Here is a 26,897-nt window from a genome sequence, read left to right on the forward strand (position 1 = left end):
CAGCTTGCAGCAACACCTCATGATGCCGGTCAATCGCGGAAAGGTTGAATCGCCAGGAATCGTCCCTATCTAAGCTTCATCCCGGCGGGTTTTCGTATCCGGCGCCTTCATCGTGCCGCCCGCTATCTGAAGGAAGGACGAATCCATGCGAATTGACCGTTTGACCAGCAAGCTGCAACTGGCGCTCTCCGATGCGCAGTCCCTGGCAGTTGGCCATGACCACCCCGCTATAGAACCTGTACACCTGGTGCTGGCCCTGCTCGACCAGCAGGGCGGTTCCATCAGGCCGCTGCTGATGCAGGTGGGCTTCGACATCGCGGCCCTGCGCCAGGGCCTGACCCGCGAACTCGATCATCTGCCTAAGATCCAGAATCCCACGGGCGACGTGAACCTGTCCCAGGACCTGGCGCGCCTCCTCAACCAGGCCGATCGCCTGTCCCAGCAGAAGGGCGACCAGTTCATCTCCAGCGAACTGGTGCTGCTCGCCTCCATGGACGAGAACACTCGCCTTGGCAAGCTCCTGCTTGGCCAAGGCGTGACCCGCAAGGCGCTGGAAAATGCCATCGCCAACCTGCGCGGTGGCCAGGCCGTGAACGACCCCAATGTCGAGGAATCCCGCCAGGCACTGGACAAGTTCACCGTCGACCTGACCAAGCGCGCCGAAGAAGGCAAGCTGGACCCGGTGATTGGTCGTGACGACGAAATCCGCCGGACCATCCAGGTCCTGCAACGCCGCACCAAGAACAACCCCGTGCTGATCGGCGAGCCCGGCGTCGGCAAGACCGCCATCGCTGAAGGCCTGGCCCAGCGCATCGTCAATGGCGAAGTGCCGGATGGCCTGAAGGACAAGCGCCTGCTGGCCCTGGACATGGGGTCCCTGATCGCCGGCGCCAAGTTCCGGGGTGAGTTCGAGGAGCGCCTGAAGGGTGTGCTCAATGAGCTTTCCAAGCAGGAAGGGCGGGTCATTCTCTTCATCGACGAACTGCACACCATGGTCGGCGCCGGCAAGGCCGAAGGCGCCATGGATGCGGGCAACATGCTCAAGCCGGCGTTGGCCCGTGGCGAGCTGCATTGCGTTGGCGCGACCACCCTGGATGAGTACCGCCAATACATCGAGAAAGATGCTGCGCTGGAACGCCGCTTCCAGAAGGTACTGGTGGATGAGCCGAGCGAGGAAGACACCATCGCCATCCTTCGCGGCCTGAAGGAGCGCTATGAGGTGCACCACGGCGTGACCATCACCGATGGCGCCATCATCGCCGCCGCCAAGCTGTCGCACCGCTACATCACCGACCGCCAGTTACCGGACAAGGCCATCGACCTGATCGACGAAGCGGCCAGCCGCATCCGCATGGAGATCGACTCCAAGCCGGAAGCGCTGGACCGGCTCGATCGTCGCCTGATCCAGCTGAAGATCGAGCGCGAGGCCCTGAAGAAAGAAGAGGACGAGGCCACCCGGAAGCGCCTGGCCAAGCTGGAGGAGGACATCCAGAAACTGGAGCGCGAATACGCTGATCTGGAGGAGATCTGGAAATCCGAGAAGGCTGAGGTACAAGGCTCGGCGCAGATCCAGCAGAAGATCGAACAGGCTCGCCAGGATATGGAAGCGGCGCGGCGCAAGGGTGACCTGCAGCGCATGGCCGAACTGCAATACGGCGTGATTCCGGATCTGGAACGCAGCCTGCAGATGGTTGACCAGCACGGCAAGACCGAAAACCAGCTGCTGCGCAACAAGGTCACCGACGAAGAGATCGCCGAGGTGGTTTCCAAGTGGACCGGCATTCCCGTGGCCAAGATGATGGAGGGCGAGCGCGAGAAGCTGCTGCACATGGAAGAGGGGCTGCACAAGCGGGTCATCGGCCAGCACGAGGCGGTGGTCGCCGTGGCCAATGCCGTGCGTCGCTCCCGCGCCGGCCTGGCCGATCCGAATCGCCCCAGCGGTTCCTTCCTGTTCCTCGGCCCCACCGGCGTGGGCAAGACCGAGCTGTGCAAGGCCCTGGCCGAGTTCCTCTTCGACACCGAGGAGGCGCTGGTGCGCATCGACATGTCCGAATTCATGGAGAAACACTCCGTGGCTCGCCTGATCGGCGCACCGCCGGGCTATGTCGGCTACGAGGAAGGCGGCTACCTGACCGAAGCCGTTCGCCGCAAACCGTACTCGGTCGTGCTGATGGATGAGGTGGAAAAGGCTCACCCGGACGTGTTCAACGTGCTGCTTCAGGTGCTGGAAGACGGCCGCCTGACCGACAGCCACGGGCGCACCGTGGACTTCCGCAACACGGTAATCGTCATGACCTCCAACCTGGGCTCCTCGCAGATTCAGGAACTGGTGGGTGATCGGGAAGCGCAGCGCGCGGCGGTGATGGACGCGGTAAGCGTTCACTTCCGTCCCGAGTTCATCAACCGGATCGATGAAGTGGTGGTGTTCGAACCCCTGGGCCGTGACCAGATCGGCGGCATTGCGGAGATCCAGCTGCAGCGTCTTCGCAAGCGCCTGGCCGAGCGCGAGCTGAGCCTGGAACTGAGTCCGGAGTCGCTGGACAAGCTGATTGCCGTGGGTTACGACCCGGTCTACGGTGCCCGGCCGCTGAAGCGGGCAATCCAGCGCTGGATCGAGAACCCGTTGGCCCAGCAGATTCTTGCTGGCCAGTTCGCGCCGGGTGCCGCTATCAAGGCCAAGGTGGAAGGCGAGGAAATCGTCTTCAACTGATCCCCGCCGGTACAAAAAAGCCCTGCTATGCGGGGCTTTTTTTGCTGTGGCTGCATTAAGTGTTGTAAGGCCCGTAGGGGCTGGCTTGCCAGCGAATGGCCCCTTTTTTCGCTAGCAAGCTAGCTCCTACAAGGTTCTTGGACCGACGGTCAGGGCGTACGAATGGATTGCAACAGGTCTTCCAGGACGATGGCCTGGTCTTCGGCCAGGTCGATGATGTGGAAGCCCGCCCAGCAGTTGTGCCGATCTTCGCCCATGCGCGTCCACAGGCAATCGGCGCCCAGGCGGATTTCCTCCAGCCCTTCTACCCAGGTCAGGGGGACGAGTCGGCACTCCCACACCGAGTCGGCGACCAGTGGCAGCTCGCTCAGCAGCATGAAGCCATCCATCGACAAATCGACGATGCGACCCAGGCGCTGTCCCGAGTGCAGATCGAATACTTCCAGCTGTAACTCTGTGGCATGGCGGCTGTGCTGGCGACGTTCTTCCATGGCGAACTCCTACGGCGGGCTCAGGTGGTGCGGCCGGTAAAGCGCTGCAGTACCCGGTAGATGGCGCCCAGGGCGCGATCCACCAGCGGGGCGCTGCGGTCCGGCGGGACCAGGCGGGCCAGTCCTTGCTCCATGTCCAGGGCCAGCTGGGTAATAGGCATGATCGCCACCCGCTGGCCACTGTGGTCGACGAACATATAGTTGCGTGTGGTCGGGCTGTACCAGGACAGTTTGAGGACTCGGCTGTCGGGGCCGTCGATGAATTCGAACCAGGTGCCGAACTCCAGGCGGGAGAGTTCCCGGATCAGCGCTTGGGCACGGTTGGAAAGGGTGACCGGGCGCGGTGTGTTGGCCAGATCCGCGTCATCACCGAGCATCTCGCCCAGCTTGCTTTCCGGCAGCGGGCTGTCGATGCGCGCGGCCAACTGGGGCTGCTGTGATTGAACGGCGTGCTGGCACGCAACCAGGTCCTGAAGCAGGCGGCGGATACCGTCTTCGTGGTAGCCACCTAGCAATTCCAAGCCTTTGCGCAGGTCTTCCAGCATCGGTATGCGCAACTGTTGCAGGCGGGCACGGCCGTCGGCGTCCAGCGGGGTGCCGCTCCACGCCAACTGTTCGGCGACTTCCACCGAGCGTTGCCATTCATTGCTGCGGTCGCCGTGGCGGAGCAGGACGAAGACCAGTACGTCGGTCCAGGTGAGTTCGAGGAAGTGCTGGATGATGCCGGGCAGTTCGCGACCCGCGAGGAATCGGCCCACTGTATCGACAGCCTGCTGACGGGCACCGAGCAGCTTGTCGCGACCCTTGGCGGCTTCCACGGCGCGCTGTTCGCGCAGCTCCACCTTGTGCCTCAGCGTGCCGACGTATTCGTTGAACTCATCCAGCAGGCTGTCGAACAGCAGCAGATCGCCACTGAACCCATGGACGACGCGCTCGACGACCCAGTGCATTTTCGCCAGCAGTCCGCGCTCCTCACCCTCGCCGGCGTAGAGCACGCCAGACTGGGCCATGCAGTTGAGCAGCCGGCGGGCCGGATGATGGTGCTGGGTGAACAGCGCCTTGTCCTGCAGGGCGACCTTGAGATAGGGCGTGTGCAGGTGGGAGAGGGCGGTCTTGTAGACGTCGGCCAGGTTGTCGTCGTCGAGGATGAAATCGAAGAGCATGCCCACCAGGTCGATCACGTCGGCTTCGTAATCGGACAGCTTCTGCTGGCCGGGCACGCTGCTGTGGCTTTCCAGTTGTTGTTGCAAGTCGGCTTTCAGGCCCTCGACCCGCTGCGGTTGGCGCAGTTTGCTGGCGAGGTCCTGGGCCGATTGCTGCTGCAGCCGGTTCAGGGCTTCCAGCAATTCGGCCGCGCTATAGGTACGCGTCGCGCCTCGCGGGGCAAAGCTGGCAATACTCGGTGTGCCGCCGGGTAACGGCGCATCGCTGTGGTGCTGGCGGCGCTCACCCAGCAACGCAGCCAGGCCGCTGAACAACTGGCCGGGATCGCTGGGAGGCGCCCCCGTCAGATCTGGCGGGCCGCTGGGTTGAGTGCCCGGTGTCGTGGGCGGCGGCTGCTCGGCGGTGGAGGGCTGTTTCGCGGTGGGCGATTGCGGCTGGGCCGCGCTGGTGGACCGTTGCACGCCGTATTTGAGGTTGGGCAACACGCCAGCCTGGATCAGTCGCTGGTTGAGCGCCTCGTAGACGCTGTCCAGGCCGTGCATCACATGCTGGTCGAAGAGCATATAAAGGATGGTCTTGATCCGCAGCGGGAAGGGGCAGGGTTCCAGCGCTTCGCGGAAGGCCACCGCTATGGCTTGTGGGCCGAAGGGGTTTTCATCATCACCCAGTTTGCGCCCGCCATTGAGCACCGCCAGGCGCTGGTCGAGGGCGAACAGGGATTGCGAGCAGCGCGCCTTGACCCGGCTGACCATATTGGTGACGAGCAGGCTTTCCTCGTACTCGTCGTTTTCCATCAGTTGAAGGTGGTCCGCATCCAGCTCGCTGGCCTTCAGCTCGGGTTTCAGCTTTCCACTGAGGAAGTCTTCGAAGGTCTTGGCGATGCGCTGGTGGTAAGCGCGCTCTATTTGCGGACGCTGCTTGCGGATATCCCGCATGCTGTCGAAGAAGAGGGTCTGGACCTGGTTGTTCTCGGCCTTTTCGGCGCATTCGAAGAGCGTGTCGTCCACCTGGCCAAAGACGCCGGTCAGATGTTCCGCCAGCCGGTTCATGACCAGCTTGCGGCAGCTTTGTACCAATTCACCGAAGCGCGGTTGTATGCCGCGGCTGGCCAGGGTCGTCACGGGGCCGGAAGGGGGTGGAGGGCGATCCTGATTGCTCATAGCTGTCCTGTAGGGAGACAGGCCGCGACCACGACCTGTAACGATCTCACCACGGCTCAGGTATAGCACTCGGACGGCCATCTGCAAATCATTGTAGGAATTCGTTTTTTTAGGGGTTGACAGGGCGTTCGCTATCCGTAAAATGGCGCGCCTCTGAAGCGCTAAACCAAAACGGTGAAGCGAATAAGAGTTGGAAGATCGAAGTTCCGCGATAGCTCAGTCGGTAGAGCAAATGACTGTTAATCATTGGGTCCCTGGTTCGAGTCCAGGTCGCGGAGCCAACTTCCAGACGGGGTATAGCGCAGTCCGGTAGCGCGCCTGCTTTGGGAGCAGGATGTCGGGAGTTCGAATCTCTCTACCCCGACCACCTCTATTTTGGGTCGTTAGCTCAGTCGGTAGAGCAGTTGGCTTTTAACCAATTGGTCGTAGGTTCGAATCCTACACGACCCACCATATAAGACCTCTCGAGAGGTCCGAAGAAGCGGTAAGGCGAAAGCCTTACCGCTTTTTTGTTTGCGTCGATTTTTTGTGTCGCGACTGGGCTGCGGTGCGATGTGCGAGGCAAGGCGGGGCTTCGGTAAGCGAAGCCCCGCCTTGCCTGGTGCGTATCAGTGAAGCTTCAGGCGAGGATCGGTGCTGCGGCCGATGCGATCGCTCAGCATCAGCAGACCTGTGCGGAAGGCACCGTAAAGCGCCATCTGGTGCATGCGATAGAGCGAGATGTAGAACATCCGCGCTAGCCAGCCTTCCAGTTTCACGCTGCCCATGAGGTTGCCCATCAGGTTGCCGACGGCGCTGAAGCTCGACAGCGAAATCAGCGAGCCGTAGTCCTTGTACTGATAGTCAGGCAATGGCTGGTCCTGCAGCCGTAACTTGAACGACTTCACCAGCAGCGAGGCCTGCTGGTGCGCGGCCTGCGCGCGAGGCGGCACGTTGCGTTCGGTGCCATCGCCCATGGGGCAGGCGGCGCAGTCGCCAAAGGCGAAGATGTCGTCGTCGCGAGTGGTTTGCAGAGTTGGGCGCACGACGAGTTGGTTGATGCGGTTGCTCTCCAGTCCATCCAGGTCCTTGAGGAATCCCGGGGCGCGAATGCCGGCGGCCCAGACCTTGAGGCTGGCGGGAATTTTCTCACCTTGAGCGGTAAGCAGGCCCTCAGCGGTCACCTCCTTCACTGCCGCGCCGGTCAACACGGTGACGCCAAGCTTCTCCAGGGTACGGTGCACCGGCGCACTGATGCGTTCCGGCAGTGCTGGAAGAACGCGCGGGCCGGCTTCGATCAGGGTGATGCGCATGTTTTCCGGCTGAATGCGGTCTAGACCGTAGGCCGCCAGCTCGTGGGCGGCGTGATGCAGCTCGGCGGCCAGTTCGACGCCAGTGGCGCCGGCACCGACGATGGCGACGCTGATCTGGTCATTCGCGTCCTGCTGGGCATGGGCGCGCAAATAGTGGCTGAGCAGCTTGCGGTGGAAGCGTTCGGCTTGCTCGCGAGTGTCGAGGAAAATGCAGTGCTGGGCCGCGCCTTCGGTACCGAAGTCGTTGGTGGTGCTGCCGACGGCGAGGACCAGGCTGTCATAGGCCAACTCGCGGGCAGGCACCAGCTCGCGCCCGTCCTCGTCATGGGTCGCGGCCAGCTGGATGACCTTGCGCTTGCGGTCGAGCCCGCTCATGCGGCCGAGCTGGAACTCGAAGTGGTTCCACTTGGCTTGGGCCACGTAATTCAGCTCGTTCTCGGTGGAATTCAGCGAGCCGGCGGCCACTTCATGCAGCAGGGGTTTCCAGATATGGGTGAGGTTGGCGTCGGCCAGGACGACCTTGGCCAGGCCTTTCTTGCCGAGGGTTCTACCCAGACGGGTAGCGAGCTCCAGGCCGCCGGCGCCGCCGCCGACGATCACGATACGATGGGACATGGGAAAGTCTCGCAAGGCTATAGGAATTCTTTTTCGCCGAGGGCGAGCGCAGGAGGCAGCTCATAGCACCAGTCGGCTCAGGAGGCGGCTGAGGATGCCCAGGACGATGACGATGGCCAGTACGATCCACAGCAGGCGCCATGGGCGGAACGGTTGGCGTTCCACCTGGTGCTGGGGAAGGTTCAGGTACTGGTCGACCTTTTGCTGGTCTTCGGGCGTCAGGCGGCTGGGCATGGGGGCCTCGACTCTGGAGTGGTTGGCATTCTAGCCGGCGAATTCACAGGGGCTCAACGCGCGGCGGGGGAAATTTGCGGGGTGCTTGTCAAAGGCCGATGCCCACATCGAAGAGAATGGTCCGGCCGAGGTTGCTGCGCAGGAAGTCTGGAGCGTCTCCATGGGCGAAGAGCACTCGGGCGAAGTTCGGTCCGATGAGCGATAGCGATCGCCAGCCCTGCCGCAAATACTCGGTCGGCGGTGGAAACGGGCTGTTGAAGTCCGGCGTGGCGCGTTTGAGATTGACGAAGGCCAGCAAATCCAGATCGCCGAGATCGAGGCCGCGCTCGCCGTAGTTGCGTGCCTTCTTGCGCAGCGTCGGTGCCAGCCGCGCCTGGAGTTCGGCAGCAGCGATGCGCTTTGGGCGACTTTCCCGGCGCACCAGTTGCGCGAGGGAAAAGGCGCTGCGCCGTCGCTCCAGTTCAGCTCGCCATTCCTCGTTCAGGCGCCGACCTTCATCCAGCACGAAGAACACTTCGAAGTTGGCTTCGCGGAATTGCACATCCGGTGGTTCCTGCCCGGTACTGAAGTCCTCGAGTCGATAGGGCAGGTTGAGCGCCTGCAGGAGCCGCTGGCAGACCCAGCGTTCGCGTTCCCACTTGCGCGCATTCGACAGAAAGTCGTTGGCTTGCTCGGCCTGCCGCGTCAGCAGGCGCAGGTAGTCGGACTCGTTCATGCTCCGCAGCTTAGCCTTCCCGCTGGCCCCCTGGGTACCCCTGAAGTGCCAGCGGAGACGCTCTCGCGACAAATGCACACAGCTTGATCGGCGCCTGGGCGGTGTAAACTTCCAGCAGTTGCCTGGAGCCGACCATGCGCATTCGTCCCATTACCCCCGCTGACCACGCCGCCCTGCTTGATCTCTGGCGCCGAACGCCCGGAGTTCGTGTACGCGCAGAGGACGAGCTTGAACCCTTCTGCGCCTACCTGCAGCGCAACCCGGACCTCTCCCTGCTGCTCGAGGATGACCATGGGCATATGGCCGGGAGCCTATTGGTAGGTCATGACGGGCGTCGCGGGTATTTACAGCACCTGGTGGTGGACCAGCCCTTCCGAGGCAAGGGCTGGGCGCGCGCCTTGCTGCAGGAAGCGCTGCGACGGCTGACCGCGCTGGGTATCCGCAAGTCCCATGTGTTCGTGCTGGAAGATGCCCCGGAGGCGCTCGCCTTCTGGCAGATGCAGCGGGGCTGGTCGGAGCGCGAGGACATTCGGGTTTACTCGACCACTGGAGATTGAATCGATGCGGATCTGCGTTGGCCTGTTGCTTTGCCTGCTCACTTCATTCAGTCAGGCGCTGGAAGTGGGCGAGCGCCTTGCTCCCTGGACCCTTCTGGACCAGTTCGATCAGCCCTACAGCCTCGACGAAGGGCTGAAAGTACTGTTGGTAGCCCGCGGCATGGATGGCGGCAAGCTGGTGAAATCAGCGCTGGAAGGTCAGCCCAAGGGGTATCTGGAAGCGCGCAATACGGTGTTCGTGGCCGATATCAGTCGTATGCCGTCGCTTGTTTCCTCGCTCTTTGCGGTGCCGGCCATGCAGGACTACAACTATCGCGTCCTGCTGGATCGCGAGTCCCGCGTTGCCAGTCGCTATCCGGGCGATGAGTCCAGCGTGCTCTGGCTGCAGCTGGACCACGGTAGGCTGACGGATCGCAAGGAGTTCCGTGACGCAGTGGATTTACGCACGGCACTGGAGTCGCTGGTGCCGTGATTGCTGCAGAGCTCCTGTCCACCGAAACCCTGACGCTTGGCTGGGCGATCTACCTCCCCGTCATCGCGTGGGCGATCTGGCGTACTCCGTGGGTCGAACTGTTCAGCGATTCCCGCCGCCAGCACCTGCTTTTCGGCACCGTGTTCGTGCTCTTCCTGCTCTGGTTGATGCGGCGGGATTTCGAGTCAGGAGTGTCCTACCACTTCATCGGCCTGACCGCGGTTACTCTGCTGCTGGATTGGCCTTTGGCGGTGCTCGGCGGCTTGGCGGCGCAACTCGCCCTGTTGGCATTGGGTAAGCAGGATCTGGCGGCCCTGGGCATCAATGGCGCCTTGCTGGTGCTCCTGCCGGTCCTGGTCACCGAGCTGTGCGCCAAGTGGGTCGAGCATTACCAGCCGCGTAATCTGTTCGTGTACATCTTCTGCTGCGGATTCTTTCCAGCGGCCCTGGCGGCACTGCTTTGTGTGCTGATCGGGCTTGGGTTGCTGTGGATGGATGGCGTCTTCCCCATGCCGCCCTGGCTGGAAGACTTCATCGGCTATCTCTGGCTGGTGATGTTCCCCGAGGCCTTCATCAACGGCACGGCAGTGACCGCCTTTGTGGTGTTCTGCCCGGATTGGCTGGAAACCTTCAATCGCACCCGGTATCTCCAGGCGCCCTGGAAAGACGACGACCCGCCTCGCTGATTGCCTGGGATTCGCCTATTTGATGCCGTGCTGACGGCTGATCTGCATCAAGGATTTCGCAGGGGTGGGTTCGTAGGGTGGATGGCGCTTTTCCATTGGCTATGTCTGCGTTAGCTGTTGCCAGAGATCGGCCATCGGTCCAGGGGCCTTGTAGGAGCTAGCTTGCTAGCGAAACGGGGCCATTCGCTGGTAAGCCAGCTCCTACGGGCACTGCAGCCACTTGCAACACTTAATGCGGACACAGCCTTTCCGTTCACCAACAAGGGGCAGACAGCATGGGGATTCACGATTGGGCGAGAGCCGCATTGGGACAAAGCCTCGACACGGCAAAACGGGACGGTTTCAGTGAGGAGCTGGCTCTACGCGCCTTGCTGAGCGCGGTGGTCGAGCGCAGCGCGCAGCTGCGCCCGACGGACGATCTTGCTCAGGAGCTGACCTTCCTGGCGGAGAACCTCGACCCGGAACGGGACTACAGTTTCATGCGCCCTTGAGAATCAGTGTTCGCGCGGCGGCAAGTCGCCGGAGAAAAGTTCGTCTTCCAGGTTGTCGCCGGGAATCGCGTGTTCCTCGGCGGCCCAGGCACCCAGATCGATGAGCTTGCAGCGTTCGGAGCAGAAGGGGCGGGAAGGGCTTTGCGGGCCCCATTCCACCGGAGCGCCGCAAGTCGGGCACTCCACAGTGACGGGTTGACTCATGGCTGGCCTCCTCGCAGGGTCAGGTAGAAGTTGTGCAGGCGCTCCACCTCGGCGCGCAGCCAATCCAGGCCGCGATCGTTGAGCAGCACGTCGTCGGCATGCTTGAGGCGCTGCTCGCGGCTGGCCTGCACTTTCAATATGGCTTGGACCTGCTCTTCGGGCACTTTGTCCCGCTGCACTGTGCGCTGAACCTGCAGAGCTTCCGGCGCGTCCACCAGCAACACGCGTTGGGTCAGGCGATGCTGGCCGGACTCGATCAGCAGCGGCGAGACCAGAATGGCGTATGGAGATTCGGCGCGAGCCAGGTACTGGCTGATTTCCTGGCCGATCAGCGGATGCAGCAGGGCTTCTAGCCAGCGACGTTCGTCCGCATTGTCGAAGATCCGTTGGCGCAGCGCGGCGCGGTCAAGCTGACCATCCGCTTGCAGTACGTCATTCCCGAAATGCTCGGCGATCTTCGCCAGTGCGGGGCGACCGGGTTCAACAACCCAGCGTGCTGCATGGTCGGCATCCACCAGATGCACGCCAAGCTCGCTGAAGTGAGCGGCGACGGCGCTCTTGCCGCTGCCAATGCCGCCCGTAAGGCCAAGAATCCAGGGTTTGTTCATTTGAAACCGGCGAATTGCAGATAGGTCGCCGTTATTTGATCACCCCAGAGCAGCGCAATCCAGCCGGCAATTGCCAGGTAAGGGCCGAAGGGGATGGGGGTCGCGGTGTCCTGGTTGCGCAGGCGCAACATGATCACGCCCAACACCGCGCCCACCAGGGACGACAGCAGAATGGTCAGCGGAAGCACCTGCCAGCCACCCCAAGCGCCGAGCATTGCCAGCAGCTTGAAGTCACCGTGGCCCATGCCTTCCTTGCCCGTCACCAGCTTGAACAGCCAGTAAACCGACCACAGGCTCATGTAACCGGCAACCGCACCCCAGAGCGCGTCTTCCAGGCTGGCGAACACACCCTGGCTGTTGAGGATGAGGCCAAGCCAGAGCAGAGGCAGGACCAGTACGTCCGGCAGCAATTGGTGGTCGACGTCGATCATGCTCATCGCCAGTAGGCCCCAGGTCAGTACCAGGAAAGTCCCGGCCTGCCAGTTGAAGCCGAAATGCCAGGCGACATAGGCGGACAGCGTGCCACACAACAGTTCCACCAAGGGATAGCGCTTGCTGATGGGGGCCTTGCAGGCGGAGCACTTACCGCCCAGAGCCAAGTAGCTCACGACGGGGATATTCTCCCAGGCACGAATCTCATGGCTGCAATGGGGGCAGCGGGAGTTCGGCAGGATCAGGTTGAATACCGGTCCCTTGGGTTCTGCGGGCAGGCTCAGCGCTTCACGGGCTTGTTCCTGCCAGTCGCGCATCATCATCGCAGGCAGGCGGTGGATCACCACGTTTAGGAAACTGCCCACCAGCAGGCCAAGCAGCAGGACGCAGAAAACAAAGGCCAGTGCGTGGCTGGCCAGAAAGTCGATCAACTGCATGCGCTTAGACGACGCTGCCGAGCTGGAAGATGGGGAGGTACATCGCGATGATCAGGCCGCCGACCAACACACCAAGCACGGCCATGATCATGGGCTCCATGAGTGCGGTAAGGCCGTCAACGGCGTTATCCACTTCCGCTTCGTAGAAGCTGGCGACCTTGTCGAGCATTTCATCCAATGCACCGGACTCTTCACCAATTGCGGTCATCTGTACGGCCATGGCGGGGAATACGCCGGTGGTGCGCATGGAGAAGTTGAGCTGCATGCCGGTGGAGACGTCCGATTTGACCTTGATTACAGCGTTCTTGAAAACCACATTACCGCTGGCGCCAGCTACCGAGTCCAACGCATCCACAAGAGGCACGCCCGCAGCAAACGTAGTCGCAAGGGTGCGGGCAAAACGGGCGACGGCGGACTTGTAGAGAATGTCGCCAACGATGGGAAGTTTCAGAACGGTATGATCCAACCAGTCACGAAACTTCTCGGATTTCTTGTGCGCTTGCTGGAGCAGGAAGCCGACGACGAAGAACCCAAGCAAGACGATGAACCACCACTCCTGCAAAATCTCGGAAATGCCGATTACAAATAGGGTGAATGCGGGAAGCTCAGCTCCAAAGTTCGCAAAAACTGATTGGAATTGCGGAACCACCTTAATCAACAGGATCGCCGAGACGATGATGGCTACCACGATTACTGCGATGGGATAGTTCATCGCCTTCTTGATCTTGGCCTTTAGCGCCTCGGTTTTTTCTTTATAGGTGGCGATACGATCCAGCAAGGTTTCCAGCGCACCAGCTTGTTCGCCGGAGTCGACAAGGTTGCAATAGAGCTCATCGAAGTATTCAGGCTTCTTGCGAAGCGAGTTCGCCAGGCTATTGCCAGAAGAGACTTCCTGCTTCACCTCCTCCACCAGCTTGCGCATTGCTGGCTTTTCGAAGCCTTCACCAATGATTTCGAAGGACTGTATGAGCGGCACACCAGCCTTCATCATGGTCGCCATCTGCCGGGTGAAAAGGGCGATGTCCAGGGGCTTGATTTTTTTGCCGGCGCTCAGCAGGGAAGCGGACTTCTTGCGTACCTTGGTTGGACTGATGCCTTGCTTCCGCAGCTGGGCCTTCACCAGCGCAGGGTTCTGGCCGGAAATTTCACCTCTGACCTTCGAGCCTTTCTTATCGGTGCCTTCCCAGGCGAAGGTACTGGTTTTCAGCGCTTTGTCCGCCATGCTTAATCCTTGGTGACGCGGTTGACTTCCTCAAGGCTGGTGATGCCATTCATGGCTTTCACCAGGCCCGAGGTTCGCAGGTCATTGAAGCCATCGCGGCGCGCCTGCTGGGCGATCTGGATGGAGTTGCCTTCCTCCATAATAAGCTGCTGCAGGGGGGGCGTGATTTTAACCACTTCATAAATACCCACTCGTCCCTTGTAACCCTGATTGCAGTTGTCGCAGCCGACTGGAGCGTAAAGTTTGAAGCTGCCAATCCGATTTTCCGGGAAGCCTTCTTTAATGAGCGTCTCCCGAGGGACATCCAATTCCTTTTTGCAATGACTACACAATTTACGTGCCAGCCGCTGCGCGATGATCAGGTTAACCGACGTGGCAATGTTGAAGGCAGGTACGCCCATGTTGCGCAGGCGGGTCAATGTCTCTGCGGCGCTATTGGTGTGCAGGGTGGAGAGCACCATGTGGCCGGTCTGGGCAGCCTTGATGGCGATCTCGGCAGTTTCCAAGTCACGAATCTCACCCACCATGATTACATCCGGGTCCTGACGCAGAAACGCACGCAACGCCTGGGCGAAGTCCATGCCCTGCTTGGGGTTGACGTTGACCTGGTTAATACCCTCCAGGTTGATCTCTACCGGATCTTCGGCTGTGGAGATGTTGATATCGACGGTGTTGAGGATATTCAGGCCGGTATATAGGGAAACCGTCTTGCCCGAGCCGGTCGGGCCGGTCACCAGAATCATTCCTTGGGGTTGCTTCAGAGCTGTCATGTACAGCTCTTTCTGTTCTTCCTCGTAGCCCAATGCGTCGATGCCCATTTGTGCGCTGGTGGGGTCGAGAATACGCATTACGATCTTCTCACCCCAAAGCGTGGGCAGTGTGTTGACTCGGAAGTCGATGGATTTCGTCTTGGAAATCTTCATCTTGATCCGACCGTCCTGGGGCTTGCGGCGCTCGGAGATGTCCAGTGCTGCCATCACCTTGAGGCGGGCGGCGATGCGGCTGGCAAGCTGGATCGGTGGCTTAGCTACTTCATGGAGCATGCCATCGGTACGGAACCGTACCCGATAAGAGCGCTCGTACGGTTCGAAGTGCAAGTCTGAAGAGCCGCCGCGAATAGCATCCAGCAGCATCTTGTTGACGAAACGCACTACAGGGGCATCATCAGCCTCTGTGCTACCCGGCCTGTCATCGTTGTGATCGTCCGCTGCCTCAACATCTATGCCATCCAGATCGACGTCGCCGAGCTCTTCCATGCCGCTACTGGCACTGTCGAAGAACTTCTCGATGGCATCGCCCAGCTTGTCATCTTCTACCAAGATGGCTTCAGTATTCAGACCGGTACTGAACTGAATATCGGTGACGGCTTGGTGGTTGGTGGGGTCGGAAATAGCAACGAACAACTTGTTGCCGCGGCGCCACAATGGTAGGGCGCGATGTTGGCGAATTAGCTTTTCGCTAACCAGGTCCTTGGGCTGGGCCTCCCTGTCGATGTTACCGAGGTCGAGGAAGGCCACCCCGAACTGCTCCGACGCCATTTCCGCCAGGTCGCGACTTTTTAGCAGCTTGTTCTGCACCAAGTAGGTAATCAGCGGGATCTTATTGCGTTGGGCCTGGGTATGGGCCTGCAATGCGCTTCTCTCATCCAGCAAATTGGTCAGTACCAATTGTTTGGCCAGCCCCGAAAGGGTGGTTGCAGAATCAGTCATGGTGAGAGCCAGTTCGTCGAATTGATAGCGCCTTATAGCGCACTTGACCCCGACAGCCAATTGAGCGGGCATGGAATGACAAAAAGTGGCACTAGGTGCCCTGCTGTGCGAGCTTCGTTAGTCGGGCTTGTAAGAATCCGTAGGAGAATAAGTGGGGGGAGTGTTGGCACGTTCTCTGCTAGATGCTGGATAGGTCACCTGGCCTAATAACTAAGAGGGAAAGAACATGAAAGCTCAGAAGGGTTTTACCTTGATCGAGTTGATGATCGTAGTTGCGATCATCGGTATTTTGGCTGCTATCGCGATTCCGGCCTATCAGGATTACACCGTGCGTGCGCGTGTAAGTGAGGGTATTGTTTTGGCTTCTGCTGCGAAGCTGTCGGTGTCTGAAAACGCGTCGAACGGTTCCGCCTTTGCTCAGGGTTGGACCCCTCCTGTCGCAACTGCAAACGTAAGTAATATAGAGGTTGACCCTGACAACGGTCAGATCACCGTTACCTTCACTGGTGCAGCTGGTGGTGCAGCCGGTGCCAACACGATCCTCCTGGAACCTCTGGCAGAAAGCCCTGCGATTCCTGCAATCCCTGGCTCGCCTGCGGGCTGTACTCCTAACGTTGACTGCGTTACTAACCCGGTAGCCGCAGTTCCTGCTGGTGCTGCTACTCCGCTCCGGTCTGGTACTGTGCCGCTTGGTGCCATTCGCTGGACCTGCACTGGTGGTGATTTGGCTGACAAATTCCGCCCAGCAAACTGCCGTTAATAAGCTTTAGTCAGTCGGCTGAAATGTTTTAGCCTGCTACAGGCATGCGGAATGATCTGACTAAACAGGGGGGCTTGGCTATTTTTTGAGCGCTCTGTTTTTCATCTAGTGAGCTGTCGGTGGGACCCATTGAAGCGTAAGGGTCAAATTGATAGCTTACGCACGCCGCCGGTGTAGCTCAGTCGGTAGAGCAGCTCATTCGTAATGAGAAGGTCGAGGGTTCGATTCCTTTCACCGGCACCATGATCCAAACAAAAAGCCCCGCAATCGCGGGGCTTTTTGTTGTCTGGTGTTTGGCTCAGAGGCTGAGGCGCATCGAGAGGTCGATGGCCTTGACGTCTTTGGTCAGGGTGCCGATGGAGATGTAGTCGACGCCGGTTTCGGCGATGGTGCGCAGGGTGGTTTCGTTGACGCCACCAGAGGCTTCGAGTTTGGCGCGGCCGGCGGTGAGGGTGACGGCGGTGCGCATGTCGTCGAGGCTGAGTTCGTCGAGCATGATGATGTCGGCGCCGGCTTCGAGGGCCTGCTGGAGTTCGTCGAGGCTTTCCACTTCAACTTCCACGGGCTTGCCGGGGGCGATGCGGTGGGCTGCTTCGATGGCCTGTGCGATGCCGCCGCTGGCTGCGATGTGGTTTTCCTTGATGAGGAAGGCGTCGTACAGGCCGATGCGGTGGTTGTGGCCGCCGCCGCAGGTCACGGCGTATTTCTGCGCGAGGCGCAGGCCGGGCAGGGTCTTGCGGGTGTCGAGGAGCTTCACCTGGGTGTCTTTCACCAGCTCCACATAGTGGCCAACGCGGGTGGCGACGGCCGACAGGCACTGGAGGAAGTTGAGGGCGCTGCGCTCGCCGCTGAGCAGTGCGCGGGCCGGGCCTTCGAGGTGGAACAGGGGCTGGTTGGCCTCGGCGCGCTGGCCGTCCTGGACCTGCCATTCCACTTTCACGCGCGGATCGAGCTGGCGGAACACCTCGTTTACCCAGGCGGTGCCGCTGATGATGGCCGCTTCGCGGGTGATCACCGTGGCGCGGGCCTGGCGATCCTCCGGGATGAGCTGGGCGGTGATGTCGCCGCTGCCGATGTCTTCCTTGAGGGCGGTGCGTACGTTGGTCTCGATTTCAGCAGCGAGGTCAGCGAGAAGAAGGTTGGGCATGGTGGGCTCCGCAAGCAGGATGGCGGCGATTATAAAGGCTGCCGACGACCGGCGCAGTGCCGATGAACAACCGGTCCGCGCTTTCTGCTAGAAGTCAGAGGGCATGCCGTGCGTTTGTCGGTGGGAGGCCCTGCATCTGTGACTTATTTCATGTCTGTAGGAAAACGCCGCTTGGTTGTCACGGCAGCATCCCTATAATGACGTCGGAAATTTCTATTTTTGACGCCAGATGCTTGACGTTATGGATGACTCCCCATGTTCGAATCGTGGTCCGATAGGTCCTTTGGAAGGGCTCGGCCTGCGGGAGGCTCGTGATGCAGACCGACGCTAAGGTGGTGCCGCTGAACAAGGGGGCCGCCCAGCAATCGCCAACCTCGCCCGTAGGAAGGCTGCCCGTGGCCTTGATCCAGGTGCGCGACAAAGTGGCATTGCAGCTGAAGCAGGCGCTTCAGGTGCTGTTCGACAATGCGGACGACACCCTCTTCGAGATGGCGGACCGTGCCACCAGCAACGCCGAGCAGAATGCCTTCTTCGAGGCGATGCGCGATCTGCGGCTCAAGCGCAAAAGCATCGAGCGGACCTTCCTGCAGAAGGTCTTCGAGTCATTCTCTTCCCTCAATCAGTACGAGATAGGCAAGGCACCGCAACTGGATGCGGTGTCCTTCGACACCCTGTCCCTGGTGCAGAACGACGAACTCGAGGAAGCCGTGGCGCTGGACGCCATGGTCGCCAAGGTGATGACTCGAGATGGCATTGCCCTCGGCCACCTCACCACCCGCCTGAATACCTTGGTCAGCAAGAAGGTCGAGGACAAGTCCAATCCGTTGGGCCCGCGCCTGCTGTGCGAGGTTTTCCTCGATGCGTGCCGCAGCCTTGGCGTCGAGATCAAGGTCAAGCTGATCATTCTCAAGCTGTTCGAGAAGTACGTACTCACCGAGTTGGACCAGATCTACGCCGAAGCCAACCAACTGCTGGTAGCGGCCGGCGTGCTGCCGGACCTGCGCTCGGCACCGGCGCGGCGCCAGCCGCATCAGTCCGCCCCGAGTGCCCCGCCGCCCCAGTCTGGTGCTGCAACCCTGGGCGCTGCCCAGGCCCATGACGAGGGCGTTCAGGAAGTCTTTGGGGTGCTCCAGGACCTGCTGTCTCAGGTTCGTGGCACCGCGTTGCCAGCACGCCAGCATCCCGCCGACGCGGTGCCGGTAAGCAGTATCGATCTGATGCGACTGCTATCGCACCTGCAGCAGCACCTGCCACAACAGCACAGCGATGACTACGACCTGCGCGTGAGCCTCGACCAGTTGCTGACCCGCGCCAGTGCCCGCAGCGGCCGTGCACGGGTGGTGGGACAGGTGGACGACGACGTCATCAACCTGGTGTCCATGCTCTTCGAGTTCATCCTCGACGACCGCACCCTGCCGGATTCGCTCAAGGCCCTCATCGGCCGGATGCAGATCCCCATGCTCAAGGTCGCCCTGCTGGACAAGACCTTCTTCAGCCGCGGCAGCCACCCGGCGCGTCGCCTGCTCAACGAAATCGCCTCCGCCGCCCTGGGTTGGGTGGAGCAGGACGATGCCCAGCGCGACAATCTCTACCAGCGCATCGAACAAGTGGTGCAGCGCCTGCTGAACGACTTCGTCGACGATCCGGCGATCTTCTCCGAGCTGCTTGCCGAGTTCCTTTCCTACACCGGTGACGAACGTCGTCGCAGTGAACTGCTGGAGCAGCGCACCCGCGATGCCGAAGAAGGCCGCGCGAAGGCAGAACTGGCTCGCCGGCAGGTTGAGGAAGCGCTCAACCAGCGTCTGCTGGGCCGTACCCTGCCGGAAGTGGTGGTGCGCCTGCTGCAGGAGGCCTGGAGCAAGGTCATGCTGCTGAGCTGCCTCAAGCACGGCGTGGAGTCGTCTGAATGGCAGGCCAGCCAGCAGACCATGGACGATCTGATCTGGAGCGTGGAGCCCCACGAGGCTCCCGAAGCGCGTGCCCGCCTGCTGGAACTGGTGCCGGGCCTGCTCAAGTCCCTGCGCGAAGGGCTGGCCAGCGCCGCGTTCGATCCCTTCTCCACCAGTGAATTCTTCAGCCAGCTGGAGGCCTTGCACGTCCAGGCTTTCCAGCGTTTCCGCAAACCCGAACCGGTGGAAGTGGTTGCCGACGACGGCCTCGAGTCACCGCCTCTGCTGCTCGATCTGCCGGATGAAGATGAGCCGGAAGAGGACGCACCCGCCATGGTTGCCGTGGTCGAGGAAATCGTCCTGGCCGCACCCGGTGAATCCCAGGTGCAGGAGCCCGAGCTCAGCCTGGCGGATGACGAAGAGGCGCTTGGCTTCGTCGATAACCTACGAGTCGGCAGCTGGGTCGAGTTCCAGGAAGACGAAGAGCACAAGCTGCGTTGCAAGCTGGCGGCGCTGATCAAGCCCACCGGCAAGTACATCTTCGTCAACCGTACCGGCATGAAGGTGCTGGAGAAAACCCGCATGGGCCTTGCGGTGGAGTTCCGCCGTCAAGCGATTCGTCTGCTGGACGACGCACTCCTGTTCGATCGCGCCCTGGAATCGGTGATCGGCAACCTGCGTCGGCTCAAGGGGGCTTGAGCCGGTCCAAAGGGCGGGACTTCTGCACACCGCTTTTGTAGGTTGCGGTAGAGCGCAGCGAAACCCAACATGACCATGCCTCCACCCCGCACGTTGGGCTTTGCAGAACTCGGTCAGCTACCGCTCGCCTCTCGCTAAAATGGCTCCACTGCGCCTAAAGTGGGCGGCAGACCAAGGAGCCGACATGCAGCTGGACCTCGCATCCGGTTGGTGCCAGGGCATCAGCCACTGCCCATCGCCCAACTTCAACTGTCGCCCGCAGGGGGAAGTCTCCCTGTTGGTGATCCACAACATCAGCCTGCCGCCCGCGCAGTTCGGCACGGGGAAGGTGCAGGAGTTCTTCCAGAATCGCCTCGATCCCGCCGAGCATCCCTACTTCGAGGGCATTCGCGATCTCAAGGTATCCGCGCATTTTCTGATCGAGCGCGACGGCACCGTCACCCAGTTCGTTTCCTGCAATGAACGAGCTTGGCACGCGGGCGTTTCCCTGTTCGACGGGCGGGACAACTGCAACGATTTTTCCCTGGGAATAGAGCTGGAAGGCACCGATGATCGGCCGTTCACTGAACCTCAGTACGCTGCGCTGATCGCATTGGTGAAGCAGTTGCGCCTCGCGTTCCCGGCTATCACACCGGAGCGGATCTGTGGGCACAGCGATATCGCCCCGGGCCGCAAGACCGATCCGGGGCCTGCGTTTGATTGGGCGCGCCTGCGGGCTGCACTCAAACCTTAGGAAGAGGAGGGACCCATGTATTTTCTGGTGTTGTTGCTGGTGCTCTGGATCGAGAAGTTCTCCGCCTGGCGTCGGCATATCCAGCAAGACGGCTTCTGGCTGCGCGAGCTGGCCAAGGCTGAAAACAATCCACGCCTGAGCGAGCGTCCCTGGGCGATTCTGGCGCTGCTGGTCTTGCCGCCCCTGGTGTTGCTGGCGCTGCTCCTGCTGCTCTTGGAGCCGGTGGCCTATGGCTGGTTGGCATTTCCGGTGCACCTGCTGGTGATCATCTACAGCCTGGGGCGTGGAGACGTGCTGGCTGACCTCGGCCCCTTCCGCGATGCCTGGCGGCGCGGTGACACCCAGGCTGCCTATCACGTCGCTGAACGCGACCTCGGCCTGGAGGCGGACGAGGGCGGCGACCTGTTGCAACAGGTTCAGGGCTATCAGCTCTGGCAGGCGTATCAAGGCTTCTTTGCGGTGATCTTCTGGTATGCGTTGCTCGGGCCCGTGGCGGCCCTGGCCTACCGGCTGTTTGCGCTGGCGGCCGAGCATGCCGCTACACCCGCTTTGCAAGAACGTGCGGAGTCGATTCGCCATGCCTTCGACTGGCTACCTGTCCGAGTGCTGGCAGCGAGTTTCTCGCTGGTGGGCAACTTCGTCGGGGTCAGCCGGGTGCTGCTGCATGAATTACTGAACTGGGACATCTCGGCTCGGCAGTACATCGAACTGGCCGGTCGTGCCGCCGCCGAACTGCCGGAGCCCGTTAGCGGCGATGCCGGCGTGGCAACCCTGGATGCTCTCTGGCAACTGCTGGTTCGCGCGGCTGTGCTCTGGTACGCCGGCTTCGCCGTCTGGGCGCTGCTGTTCTGATCTCCGCTCCATCCCCTGCCCGACGCAACCGTCGGGCAGGCCCTTCCTGCTTAACCTTTAGTTACAGAAACTCCTGCCGATATCGGGTACACAGATGAGCGCGCCAGAATTGTCTGACATGGCTCACAGAAGTAGCTGATTGAAATCCGGTCGCTGTCTGGCAGTGGGGAGAAGCTGCCGGCCTTGGCGGAGCACTGTCAGTCATGCGGAGCGCGCCCATAACAATAAATGAGAACAGGAGACGTCTCGTGAAGACCCTGTTGTATCCTGCCATCGCCCTGATGAACCGACTCAGTTTCGGCATGAAGTTCAGTCTGATCAGTGTTCTGTTCTTCCTGCCGATGTTGATCACCAATTTCTATCTGGTGCGCGACTCCTACCGTCAATTCGTCAATACCCGTTCCGAGTTGCAGAGCCTGGACCTGCTGGGTGCCAGCCTGAATGTGCGGCGCAATCTGGAAAGTCTCAACGACCTGGTCCTGATCAACTCGATGATCGGCCAGTCGGGTCAGGCCGGGGACCTGGAGAAACGCATCACCAGCCTCGAGCAGGATCTGCTCAAGACCCTCCAGGCGCTGGCGCCGGTTACCTCCGAGCCTGAGCAGGTCGAAGCCTTCAATACCAAGCGCGACGAGCTGGTCGCTGCCCTGCAGACCGCCAAGGTCGAGACGTCCCTGCAGAGCAAGAGCGCGATGATCGAGAAGCTGCTGGGCAACTCCCAGGTCTTCATGAAATTCGTCTCCGGCCAGGCCGGGCTCAGCCAGGACGACCAGGCTGACGTGCGCCAGATCACCGAGCTGATCACCACGACCACGCCGCAAGTCACCATGGCACTCGGCAAGGGCCGCGCCGTTGGTGCCTATTCCCTTGGCCAGGGCTTCCTCAACTCCGCCGCCAGCACCAAGCTGGACGACCTGTTGCTGGACCTGGACAAGCTCAACGCCGAATACGGCCTGAAGATCGCCGATGCCCTCGACGGCAGCCCGCGCGGTCACCAGGCGCTGGACGCGCTGACCGCCGCGAGCCGCGACACTATCAAGCAGAACGCGACGCTGTTCGAGGACAAGGTCATCATGGCCGACACCCTCGACACGCCGTGGCAGCAGTTCTACGACCAGGTCAGCACCTCTCTGGAAAAGACCTACCAGCTCAACGACGGCGCCCTGGCGTTCCTCAAGGCTGAGCTGGAAAGCCGTCTGGCTGGCAAGCGCGTGCAGACCGTGTTGCTGGTGGTAGCGCTGGTGATGGTGTTCCTCGCCATCGTCTACCTCTACAGCGGCTTCTATGTGTCCACCCGCACCACCCTGAAGAGCCTGGGCAAGGTGATGGATCAGGTTGCCGGCGGCGACATGACCGTGAGCTTCCGGGCTGAGAGTCGTGATGAGCTGGGTGAGTTGGGCCAGGTGTTCAACGGCACCGTGGTTAAGATCCATGACCTGATCGAACTGGTTGGCCACACCGTCTCCGAAGTCGAACGCCAGGCCGGCCGTGTCGAGCAGGTTTCGGGTGAAAGCAACATCGCTGTCGCCGGGCAACGCAGCCAGATCGAGCAGGTGGCCACGGCCATGAACCAGATGTCTGCCACCGCGCAGGAAGTCGCGCGCAGTGCCGCCGCGGCCGTGGACAGCGCCCAGAGCGTCAACCAGGAAACCGTCAGCGGCCGCGCCCTGGTGGAGTCCCAGTTGGGCAGCATCGAGAAGCTGGCCAGCGAGATCGACCAGTCGGTGAGCGTGATCAACCAGCTGGCTGCGGACAGCGCCTCCATCAGCCGCGTGCTGGAAGTGATCAAGGGCATCGCCGAGCAGACCAATCTGCTGGCCCTGAACGCTGCCATCGAAGCGGCGCGTGCGGGTGAGCAGGGGCGTGGTTTCGCCGTGGTGGCAGACGAGGTGCGTACGCTGGCCAAGCGTACCCAGCAGTCCACTGAGGAAATCGAGCAGATGATCGTCAAGCTGCAGGGCGGTGTCGGCGCTGCGGTCAAGGCGATGAACGTCAGCCACCAGATGGCCGACGGCACCGTCAACCAGTCCGGCAAGGTGCAGGCCGCGCTGGAAAACATCCTCGGTGCGGTGGGCATGATCGTCGACCAGAACCAGCAGATCGCTGCCGCCGCTGAACAGCAGACCGCAGTGGCCCACGATATCGACCAGAACATCGTGGAGATCAACCACGCCGGCGAGCGCACTGCCGAAGGGGCGAGTCAGACCGAGAAGGCCAGTCGCGAGCTGTCCGGCCAGGTCGCGCAGCTCAAGCAGCTGATTGGTGCGTTCCGCGTCTGAGGTTTGACCTGATGAAAAAGCCCGCCGATTGGCGGGCTTTTTTTGTGCTCGGTGTTCGCGGTCTTCCTGTGGGGGCGAATTCATGTCCCCACCTCATTTTCCAAGGTTCAGGCCCGTGTGGGCTTCAGGATTACGTGTGCCTCGCCGGCGCGAGTCACCCCTCGCCCGCCTGCGGGAGAGGGGCGGGGGAGAGGGTTGCATCAGGCTGGTGCGGAAGCCTGGCTAACGCCGACAGAGCCAATGAATTCGCCCCTACAAGGAAGGTTCACCCCGCCAGGTCGCGCCAGCCGAACACTTCGCAGGCATTACGCGTACTCGCTTGGGCCAGCTCCTCGGGCGTAACCCCGCGAATCTCCGCCAGGGCCAGACAGATGTCCGGCAGGAATTCCGGGCTGTTGCGGCCGTAGGGATGCATGGCGGGCGCCATGTCCGGTGAGTCGGTTTCCAGGACGATGTCCTCCAGCGGCAACTGCGCCACCACCTTGCGCAGGCGTTTGGCCTGGTGCCAGGTGGGCGCACCGCCAAGGCCCAGGCGGAAGCCCAGCTTGCGGTACTCCTTCGCTTCCTCAAGGCTGCCGGCGAAGGCGTGGATGATGCCGGGACGCTTGAGGCGGAAGCGTTTCAGGGTGGCGATCACTGCTGCATGACTGCGTCGTACATGCAGCAGCGGCGGTAGCTCGAACTCCGCCGCCAGCGCCAGCTGGGCTTCGAACAGGCGCTGCTGGGCGTCACGATCCAGTTCAGCGACGAAGTAGTCCAGGCCGATTTCGCCCACCGCGCAGAGCTTGGGATTGCCCGCATGGCGCTCCAGCCACTGGCGCAGTTCCCGCACGTGCTCATCCCGGTGTTGCGCCAGGTAGATCGGATGCAGGCCGAGCGCGGTGCAGAAGTCATCCCCGGCGTTGGCCATGTCCCAGACCCGCTCCCAGTTCTCGCGAAACACGCCGAGCAGCACCTGACGGCGCACGCCCCGCACGCGGCAGCGCGCCAGGACCTCGTCGCGGTCAGCGTCGAAGTCGGGGAAGTCCAGGTGGTTATGGGTATCGATCAGCATGGCGCCAGCATATACCGCCTTTTCCGGTTCGACATGCCCATTCCCAGGGCGTTCGGGCGGATTTTTCCGGTGCATCCGCTCTGCCTCGGGGCATCGCGTAGAGCCAGCAAAACAAGGCTGAAATCGCTATTGAACACTCGTTCATGCTGGGCTATGGTTGGCCCCACTCGCCGGTTCGCCGATGCAGCCACGTGACCCGGATTCCACCCTTAGCAATGGGGCCCGAACATGCGTTTCGCTTCGCTTGTGGAGAGAATGGCAGGGCCAGGCACAGCCGCCTGGGATATTCACTACGCGGCCATCGCCGCCCAACGTGCGGGCGAGGATGTGATCATCCTCAGCATCGGCGACCCGGATTTCGCCACCCCGGAACCCATCACCGCCGCGGCCATCCAGGCCTTGCAAGCGGGTGACACCCATTACTGCGACGTCGCCGGCCGCCCCGAGCTGCGCCAGGCCATCGCCGATCTGCACAGCCGCCTGACCGGCCAGCCGGTGACGGCGGACAGCGCGATCCTCGTGGCTGGCGCGCAGAACGGTCTTTATGCGGCAGCCATGTGCCTGCTGGAAGCTGGTGACGAAGTCATCGTCTTCGATCCGGTCTACGTCACCTACGAGGCCACCCTGAAGGCCACCGGCGCCACGCTGGTGCGCGTGCCCTGTCCGGCGGAGAGAGGCTTCCGCCCTGACCTCGACGCCTTGCGCTCGGCCATCAGCGAACGAACTCGCGCCATCTTCTTCGCCAACCCCAACAACCCGACCGGCGTGGTACTCAACACCGAGGAATTGCAGGCCATCGCCGGGCTGGCGCAACAGCATGACCTATGGGTCGTTGTGGATGAGGTTTACGAGAGCCTGACCTTCGAACAGCCTCACCGCTACTTCGCCACATTACCGGGCATGCACGAGCGCACCGTCAGTATCGGCAGCCTGTCCAAGTCCCACGCGATGACCGGCTGGCGCACTGGCTGGGTGGTGGCTGGCCCCGAACTGGTGGCCCATATCGAAAACCTGGCGTTGAACGTGCTGTATGGGCTTCCTGGTTTCGTGCAGGAAGCGGCGTTGACCGCCGTGCGCACCTACGACCAGGTGACCGGGGAAATGCGTGAGCTCTACCGCCGTCGCCGCGACCTTGTGGTCGAAGCGCTGCAGAATTGCGCACCGCTCAAGGTGCTGAAGCCCGAGGCGGGGATGTTCGTCCTGCTGGACGTACGCGCCAGCGGCCTCAGTTCCCTCGACTTCGCCTGGAAACTGTTCCGCGAAACCGGCGTCTCGGTGCTGGATGCTGCGGCTTTCGGCCCTTCCGCAGATGGATTCGTGCGTCTGTCCTATAGCTTGGGCGAAGCGCAATTGGCCGAAGCCTGCGCGCGCATTCGCCGCTTTGCCAGCACCCTGGGATCGGGCTCGTTCATCGAAGTGCGCCCGACCGTGCCCGCCGATGTTCGGGCGGAGAAAATCGAGCGACCGAAAATGGTGGAGGTGGATTCGATCCACAAGCGCTTTGGCCAGTTCGAGGTGCTCAAGGGCGTTTCGCTGACCGCCCGGGAGGGCGGAGTGGTGTCGTTGATCGGCGCCAGCGGCTCGGGCAAAAGTACACTGCTGCGCTGCATCAACATGCTGGAAATCCCCAACCAGGGCACCGTCACGGTCGATGGCGAGAGCATTCGTCTCACCACCAGCCGTATCGGCGAACCGATGGTGGCGGACCAGAAGCAACTGACCCGCATTCGCTCGCGTCTCGGCATGGTGTTCCAGAGCTTCAACCTCTGGCCGCACCGCACCGTGCTGGAAAACCTCATCGAAGCGCCCATCCAGGTCCTGCGTGAAAGCCGCGCCGAAGCCATCGAGCGGGCAGAGGCACTGCTGGAGCGGGTGGGACTCGCTGCCAAGCGCCATGAATACCCGTCATTCCTCTCCGGCGGGCAGCAGCAGCGGGTGGCGATCGCCCGTGCATTGGCGGTCGAACCCAAGGTCATGCTGTTCGACGAGCCGACGTCGGCGCTGGACCCGGAGCTGGTGGGCGAAGTGCTGCGGGTGATCCGTTCCCTGGCCGAAGAGGGTCGCACCATGATCCTGGTCACCCACGAAATGGCCTTCGCCCGCGACGTTTCCAGCCATGTCGCCTTCCTTCACCAGGGACGCATCGAAGAGGAAGGATCGCCGCAGGAAGTGTTCCTGAAACCACGCAGCGAGCGCTGCCGGCAGTTCGTCACCGCCCACCAGAATCGCTGATTCCGGCCGCCGGGCGCGGCCAGTTCGACAAGCTCTAACCACAACAACATCAA

Annotated in this window: 23 protein-coding genes and 4 tRNA genes; 15 read left to right on the forward strand and 12 right to left on the reverse strand. The window is 61.7% G+C overall.

Translation table 11 applies throughout. The features are described from left to right. Positions 1-145 precede the first annotated feature (145 nt). Complete coding sequence (clpB, locus tag E8E95_RS28895) at positions 146-2,710, forward strand: ATP-dependent chaperone ClpB (RefSeq protein ID WP_280355764.1); 2,565 nt, start codon at positions 146-148, stop codon at positions 2,708-2,710. 149 nt (positions 2,711-2,859) lie between these two features. Here the strand turns inward: clpB and E8E95_RS28900 are convergent, their stop codons facing one another. Next, entirely contained in the window at positions 2,860-3,201 is a 342-nt protein-coding gene (locus tag E8E95_RS28900) for a PilZ domain-containing protein (protein WP_280355766.1), read from the reverse strand. A gap of 20 nt (positions 3,202-3,221) precedes the next feature. Then, a complete protein-coding gene (locus E8E95_RS28905) occupies positions 3,222-5,525 on the reverse strand; it encodes a DUF1631 domain-containing protein (protein WP_280355767.1) in 2,304 nt (767 codons plus the stop codon). A 205-nt stretch (positions 5,526-5,730) separates the two neighbouring features. Between E8E95_RS28905 and E8E95_RS28910 the strand changes: the two genes are divergently transcribed. The 3 genes from E8E95_RS28910 (at position 5,731) to E8E95_RS28920 (ending at position 5,978) form a co-directional block, all read left to right on the forward strand. Beyond that, positions 5,731-5,806: transfer RNA gene (locus E8E95_RS28910), tRNA-Asn, on the forward strand. 9 nt (positions 5,807-5,815) lie between these two features. Beyond that, positions 5,816-5,892 (forward strand) — tRNA-Pro (locus E8E95_RS28915). Positions 5,893-5,902: 10 nt separating this feature from the next. Further along, positions 5,903-5,978, forward strand: a tRNA-Lys gene (locus E8E95_RS28920). 155 nt (positions 5,979-6,133) lie between these two features. Here the strand turns inward: E8E95_RS28920 and E8E95_RS28925 are convergent. The 3 genes from E8E95_RS28925 to E8E95_RS28935 form a co-directional block, all read right to left on the reverse strand. Then, a complete protein-coding gene (locus E8E95_RS28925; protein WP_280355768.1) occupies positions 6,134-7,432 on the reverse strand; it encodes an NAD(P)/FAD-dependent oxidoreductase in 1,299 nt (432 codons plus the stop codon). Between the two features lie 60 nt (positions 7,433-7,492). After that, positions 7,493-7,666, reverse strand: coding sequence for a DUF3094 family protein (locus E8E95_RS28930; protein WP_077525075.1), 174 nt, complete (start codon positions 7,664-7,666; stop codon positions 7,493-7,495). 88 nt (positions 7,667-7,754) lie between these two features. Beyond that, positions 7,755-8,381, reverse strand: a complete 627-nt coding sequence (locus E8E95_RS28935; RefSeq protein WP_179061179.1) for a DUF1780 domain-containing protein — start codon at positions 8,379-8,381, stop codon at positions 7,755-7,757. A 134-nt stretch (positions 8,382-8,515) separates the two neighbouring features. On the opposite strand from E8E95_RS28935, the gene E8E95_RS28940 reads away from it, so the two are divergent. The 4 genes from E8E95_RS28940 to E8E95_RS28955 all read left to right on the forward strand — a co-directional run bounded on the left by E8E95_RS28940 (position 8,516) and on the right by E8E95_RS28955 (position 10,587). After that, complete coding sequence (locus E8E95_RS28940) at positions 8,516-8,938, forward strand: GNAT family N-acetyltransferase (RefSeq protein ID WP_280355769.1); 423 nt, start codon at positions 8,516-8,518, stop codon at positions 8,936-8,938. Between the two features lie 4 nt (positions 8,939-8,942). Then, complete coding sequence (locus E8E95_RS28945; protein WP_280355770.1) at positions 8,943-9,410, forward strand: FAD/FMN-containing dehydrogenase; 468 nt, start codon at positions 8,943-8,945, stop codon at positions 9,408-9,410. Beyond that, the gene (locus tag E8E95_RS28950) at positions 9,407-10,096 is read left to right on the forward strand and encodes an energy-coupling factor ABC transporter permease (protein ID WP_280355772.1); all 690 of its coding nucleotides are present in this window, start codon (positions 9,407-9,409) and stop codon (positions 10,094-10,096) included. The genes E8E95_RS28945 and E8E95_RS28950 overlap by 4 nt, the downstream gene beginning before the upstream one ends. 275 nt (positions 10,097-10,371) lie before the next feature. Next, positions 10,372-10,587, forward strand: a complete 216-nt coding sequence (locus tag E8E95_RS28955; protein ID WP_280355774.1) for a hypothetical protein — start codon at positions 10,372-10,374, stop codon at positions 10,585-10,587. A 3-nt stretch (positions 10,588-10,590) separates the two neighbouring features. On the opposite strand, the gene yacG is transcribed toward E8E95_RS28955, so the two are convergent. The 5 genes from yacG to pilB are packed head-to-tail and all read right to left on the reverse strand — an operon-like array spanning position 10,591 to position 15,199. Next, on the reverse strand, positions 10,591-10,791 hold the full coding sequence (gene yacG / locus E8E95_RS28960) for a DNA gyrase inhibitor YacG (protein WP_077525070.1): 201 nt from the start codon (positions 10,789-10,791) through the stop codon (positions 10,591-10,593). Next, entirely contained in the window at positions 10,788-11,399 is a 612-nt protein-coding gene (coaE, locus tag E8E95_RS28965; RefSeq protein WP_280355775.1) for a dephospho-CoA kinase, read from the reverse strand. Before coaE ends, yacG begins: the two co-directional genes overlap by 4 nt. Further along, entirely contained in the window at positions 11,396-12,268 is an 873-nt protein-coding gene (locus E8E95_RS28970; protein ID WP_280355777.1) for an A24 family peptidase, read from the reverse strand. Before E8E95_RS28970 ends, coaE begins: the two co-directional genes overlap by 4 nt. A 4-nt stretch (positions 12,269-12,272) precedes the next feature. Further along, positions 12,273-13,490: a type II secretion system F family protein gene (locus tag E8E95_RS28975; protein WP_280355778.1), complete on the reverse strand. Its 1,218-nt coding sequence runs from the start codon at positions 13,488-13,490 to the stop codon at positions 12,273-12,275. 2 nt (positions 13,491-13,492) lie between these two features. Beyond that, positions 13,493-15,199: a type IV-A pilus assembly ATPase PilB gene (gene pilB / locus E8E95_RS28980; RefSeq protein ID WP_280355780.1), complete on the reverse strand. Its 1,707-nt coding sequence runs from the start codon at positions 15,197-15,199 to the stop codon at positions 13,493-13,495. A 226-nt stretch (positions 15,200-15,425) separates the two neighbouring features. Here pilB and E8E95_RS28985 point away from each other — a divergent pair, with 226 nt between their 5' ends. Both E8E95_RS28985 and E8E95_RS28990 read left to right on the forward strand, forming a co-directional pair. After that, on the forward strand, positions 15,426-15,959 hold the full coding sequence (locus E8E95_RS28985) for a pilin (protein WP_280355782.1): 534 nt from the start codon (positions 15,426-15,428) through the stop codon (positions 15,957-15,959). A 167-nt stretch (positions 15,960-16,126) separates the two neighbouring features. Continuing rightward, positions 16,127-16,202, forward strand: a tRNA-Thr gene (locus tag E8E95_RS28990). 55 nt (positions 16,203-16,257) lie between these two features. Here E8E95_RS28990 and nadC read toward each other — a convergent pair. Beyond that, the gene (gene nadC / locus E8E95_RS28995) at positions 16,258-17,106 is read right to left on the reverse strand and encodes a carboxylating nicotinate-nucleotide diphosphorylase (RefSeq protein WP_280355784.1); all 849 of its coding nucleotides are present in this window, start codon (positions 17,104-17,106) and stop codon (positions 16,258-16,260) included. Between the two features lie 314 nt (positions 17,107-17,420). Between nadC and E8E95_RS29000 the strand changes: the two genes are divergently transcribed. The 4 genes from E8E95_RS29000 (at position 17,421) to E8E95_RS29015 (ending at position 23,558) form a co-directional block, all read left to right on the forward strand. Further along, complete coding sequence (locus E8E95_RS29000; protein WP_280355785.1) at positions 17,421-19,694, forward strand: DUF1631 domain-containing protein; 2,274 nt, start codon at positions 17,421-17,423, stop codon at positions 19,692-19,694. Between the two features lie 184 nt (positions 19,695-19,878). Next, positions 19,879-20,427 carry a 1,6-anhydro-N-acetylmuramyl-L-alanine amidase AmpD gene (gene ampD, locus E8E95_RS29005; protein ID WP_280355787.1) on the forward strand — a complete coding sequence of 183 codons (549 nt, stop codon included), beginning with the start codon at positions 19,879-19,881 and terminating at the stop codon, positions 20,425-20,427. Between the two features lie 15 nt (positions 20,428-20,442). Then, complete coding sequence (gene ampE, locus E8E95_RS29010; protein ID WP_077525060.1) at positions 20,443-21,279, forward strand: regulatory signaling modulator protein AmpE; 837 nt, start codon at positions 20,443-20,445, stop codon at positions 21,277-21,279. A 248-nt stretch (positions 21,280-21,527) separates the two neighbouring features. After that, positions 21,528-23,558 (forward strand): methyl-accepting chemotaxis protein, encoded by a 2,031-nt coding sequence (locus E8E95_RS29015; protein WP_280355789.1) that lies wholly within the window; start codon positions 21,528-21,530, stop codon positions 23,556-23,558. 265 nt (positions 23,559-23,823) lie between these two features. On the opposite strand, the gene E8E95_RS29020 is transcribed toward E8E95_RS29015, so the two are convergent. Further along, complete coding sequence (locus tag E8E95_RS29020) at positions 23,824-24,612, reverse strand: TatD family hydrolase (protein WP_280355791.1); 789 nt, start codon at positions 24,610-24,612, stop codon at positions 23,824-23,826. 228 nt (positions 24,613-24,840) lie between these two features. Here E8E95_RS29020 and E8E95_RS29025 point away from each other — a divergent pair, with 228 nt between their 5' ends. Further along, entirely contained in the window at positions 24,841-26,844 is a 2,004-nt protein-coding gene (locus E8E95_RS29025; RefSeq protein WP_280355793.1) for an aminotransferase class I/II-fold pyridoxal phosphate-dependent enzyme, read from the forward strand. Positions 26,845-26,897: the final 53 nt, after the last annotated feature.

Source organism: Pseudomonas sp. BN414, assembly GCF_029871275.1.
In the GTDB taxonomy this organism is placed as follows: Bacteria; Pseudomonadota; Gammaproteobacteria; order Pseudomonadales; family Pseudomonadaceae; genus Metapseudomonas; species Metapseudomonas resinovorans_C.

Excerpts from the sequence above, each read along its gene's own strand:
- coaE (WP_280355775.1), bottom strand. The coding sequence starts at position 11,399 with ATGAACAAACCCTGGATTCTTGGCCTTACGGGCGGCATTGGCAGCGGC.
- E8E95_RS29000 (WP_280355785.1), top strand. The coding sequence starts at position 17,421 with ATGCAGACCGACGCTAAGGTGGTGCCGCTGAACAAGGGGGCCGCCCAG.
- pilB (WP_280355780.1), bottom strand. The coding sequence starts at position 15,199 with ATGACTGATTCTGCAACCACCCTTTCGGGGCTGGCCAAACAATTGGTA.
- E8E95_RS28945 (WP_280355770.1), top strand. The coding sequence starts at position 8,943 with ATGCGGATCTGCGTTGGCCTGTTGCTTTGCCTGCTCACTTCATTCAGT.
- clpB (WP_280355764.1), top strand. The coding sequence starts at position 146 with ATGCGAATTGACCGTTTGACCAGCAAGCTGCAACTGGCGCTCTCCGAT.
- E8E95_RS28940 (WP_280355769.1), top strand. The coding sequence starts at position 8,516 with ATGCGCATTCGTCCCATTACCCCCGCTGACCACGCCGCCCTGCTTGAT.
- E8E95_RS28900 (WP_280355766.1), bottom strand. The coding sequence starts at position 3,201 with ATGGAAGAACGTCGCCAGCACAGCCGCCATGCCACAGAGTTACAGCTG.
- yacG (WP_077525070.1), bottom strand. The coding sequence starts at position 10,791 with ATGAGTCAACCCGTCACTGTGGAGTGCCCGACTTGCGGCGCTCCGGTG.
- E8E95_RS28905 (WP_280355767.1), bottom strand. The coding sequence starts at position 5,525 with ATGAGCAATCAGGATCGCCCTCCACCCCCTTCCGGCCCCGTGACGACC.
- nadC (WP_280355784.1), bottom strand. The coding sequence starts at position 17,106 with ATGCCCAACCTTCTTCTCGCTGACCTCGCTGCTGAAATCGAGACCAAC.
- E8E95_RS28985 (WP_280355782.1), top strand. The coding sequence starts at position 15,426 with ATGAAAGCTCAGAAGGGTTTTACCTTGATCGAGTTGATGATCGTAGTT.
- E8E95_RS28930 (WP_077525075.1), bottom strand. The coding sequence starts at position 7,666 with ATGCCCAGCCGCCTGACGCCCGAAGACCAGCAAAAGGTCGACCAGTAC.
- E8E95_RS28975 (WP_280355778.1), bottom strand. The coding sequence starts at position 13,490 with ATGGCGGACAAAGCGCTGAAAACCAGTACCTTCGCCTGGGAAGGCACC.
- E8E95_RS29025 (WP_280355793.1), top strand. The coding sequence starts at position 24,841 with ATGCGTTTCGCTTCGCTTGTGGAGAGAATGGCAGGGCCAGGCACAGCC.
- E8E95_RS28955 (WP_280355774.1), top strand. The coding sequence starts at position 10,372 with ATGGGGATTCACGATTGGGCGAGAGCCGCATTGGGACAAAGCCTCGAC.
- E8E95_RS28935 (WP_179061179.1), bottom strand. The coding sequence starts at position 8,381 with ATGAACGAGTCCGACTACCTGCGCCTGCTGACGCGGCAGGCCGAGCAA.
- ampD (WP_280355787.1), top strand. The coding sequence starts at position 19,879 with ATGCAGCTGGACCTCGCATCCGGTTGGTGCCAGGGCATCAGCCACTGC.
- E8E95_RS28970 (WP_280355777.1), bottom strand. The coding sequence starts at position 12,268 with ATGCAGTTGATCGACTTTCTGGCCAGCCACGCACTGGCCTTTGTTTTC.
- ampE (WP_077525060.1), top strand. The coding sequence starts at position 20,443 with ATGTATTTTCTGGTGTTGTTGCTGGTGCTCTGGATCGAGAAGTTCTCC.
- E8E95_RS29020 (WP_280355791.1), bottom strand. The coding sequence starts at position 24,612 with ATGCTGATCGATACCCATAACCACCTGGACTTCCCCGACTTCGACGCT.
- E8E95_RS28925 (WP_280355768.1), bottom strand. The coding sequence starts at position 7,432 with ATGTCCCATCGTATCGTGATCGTCGGCGGCGGCGCCGGCGGCCTGGAG.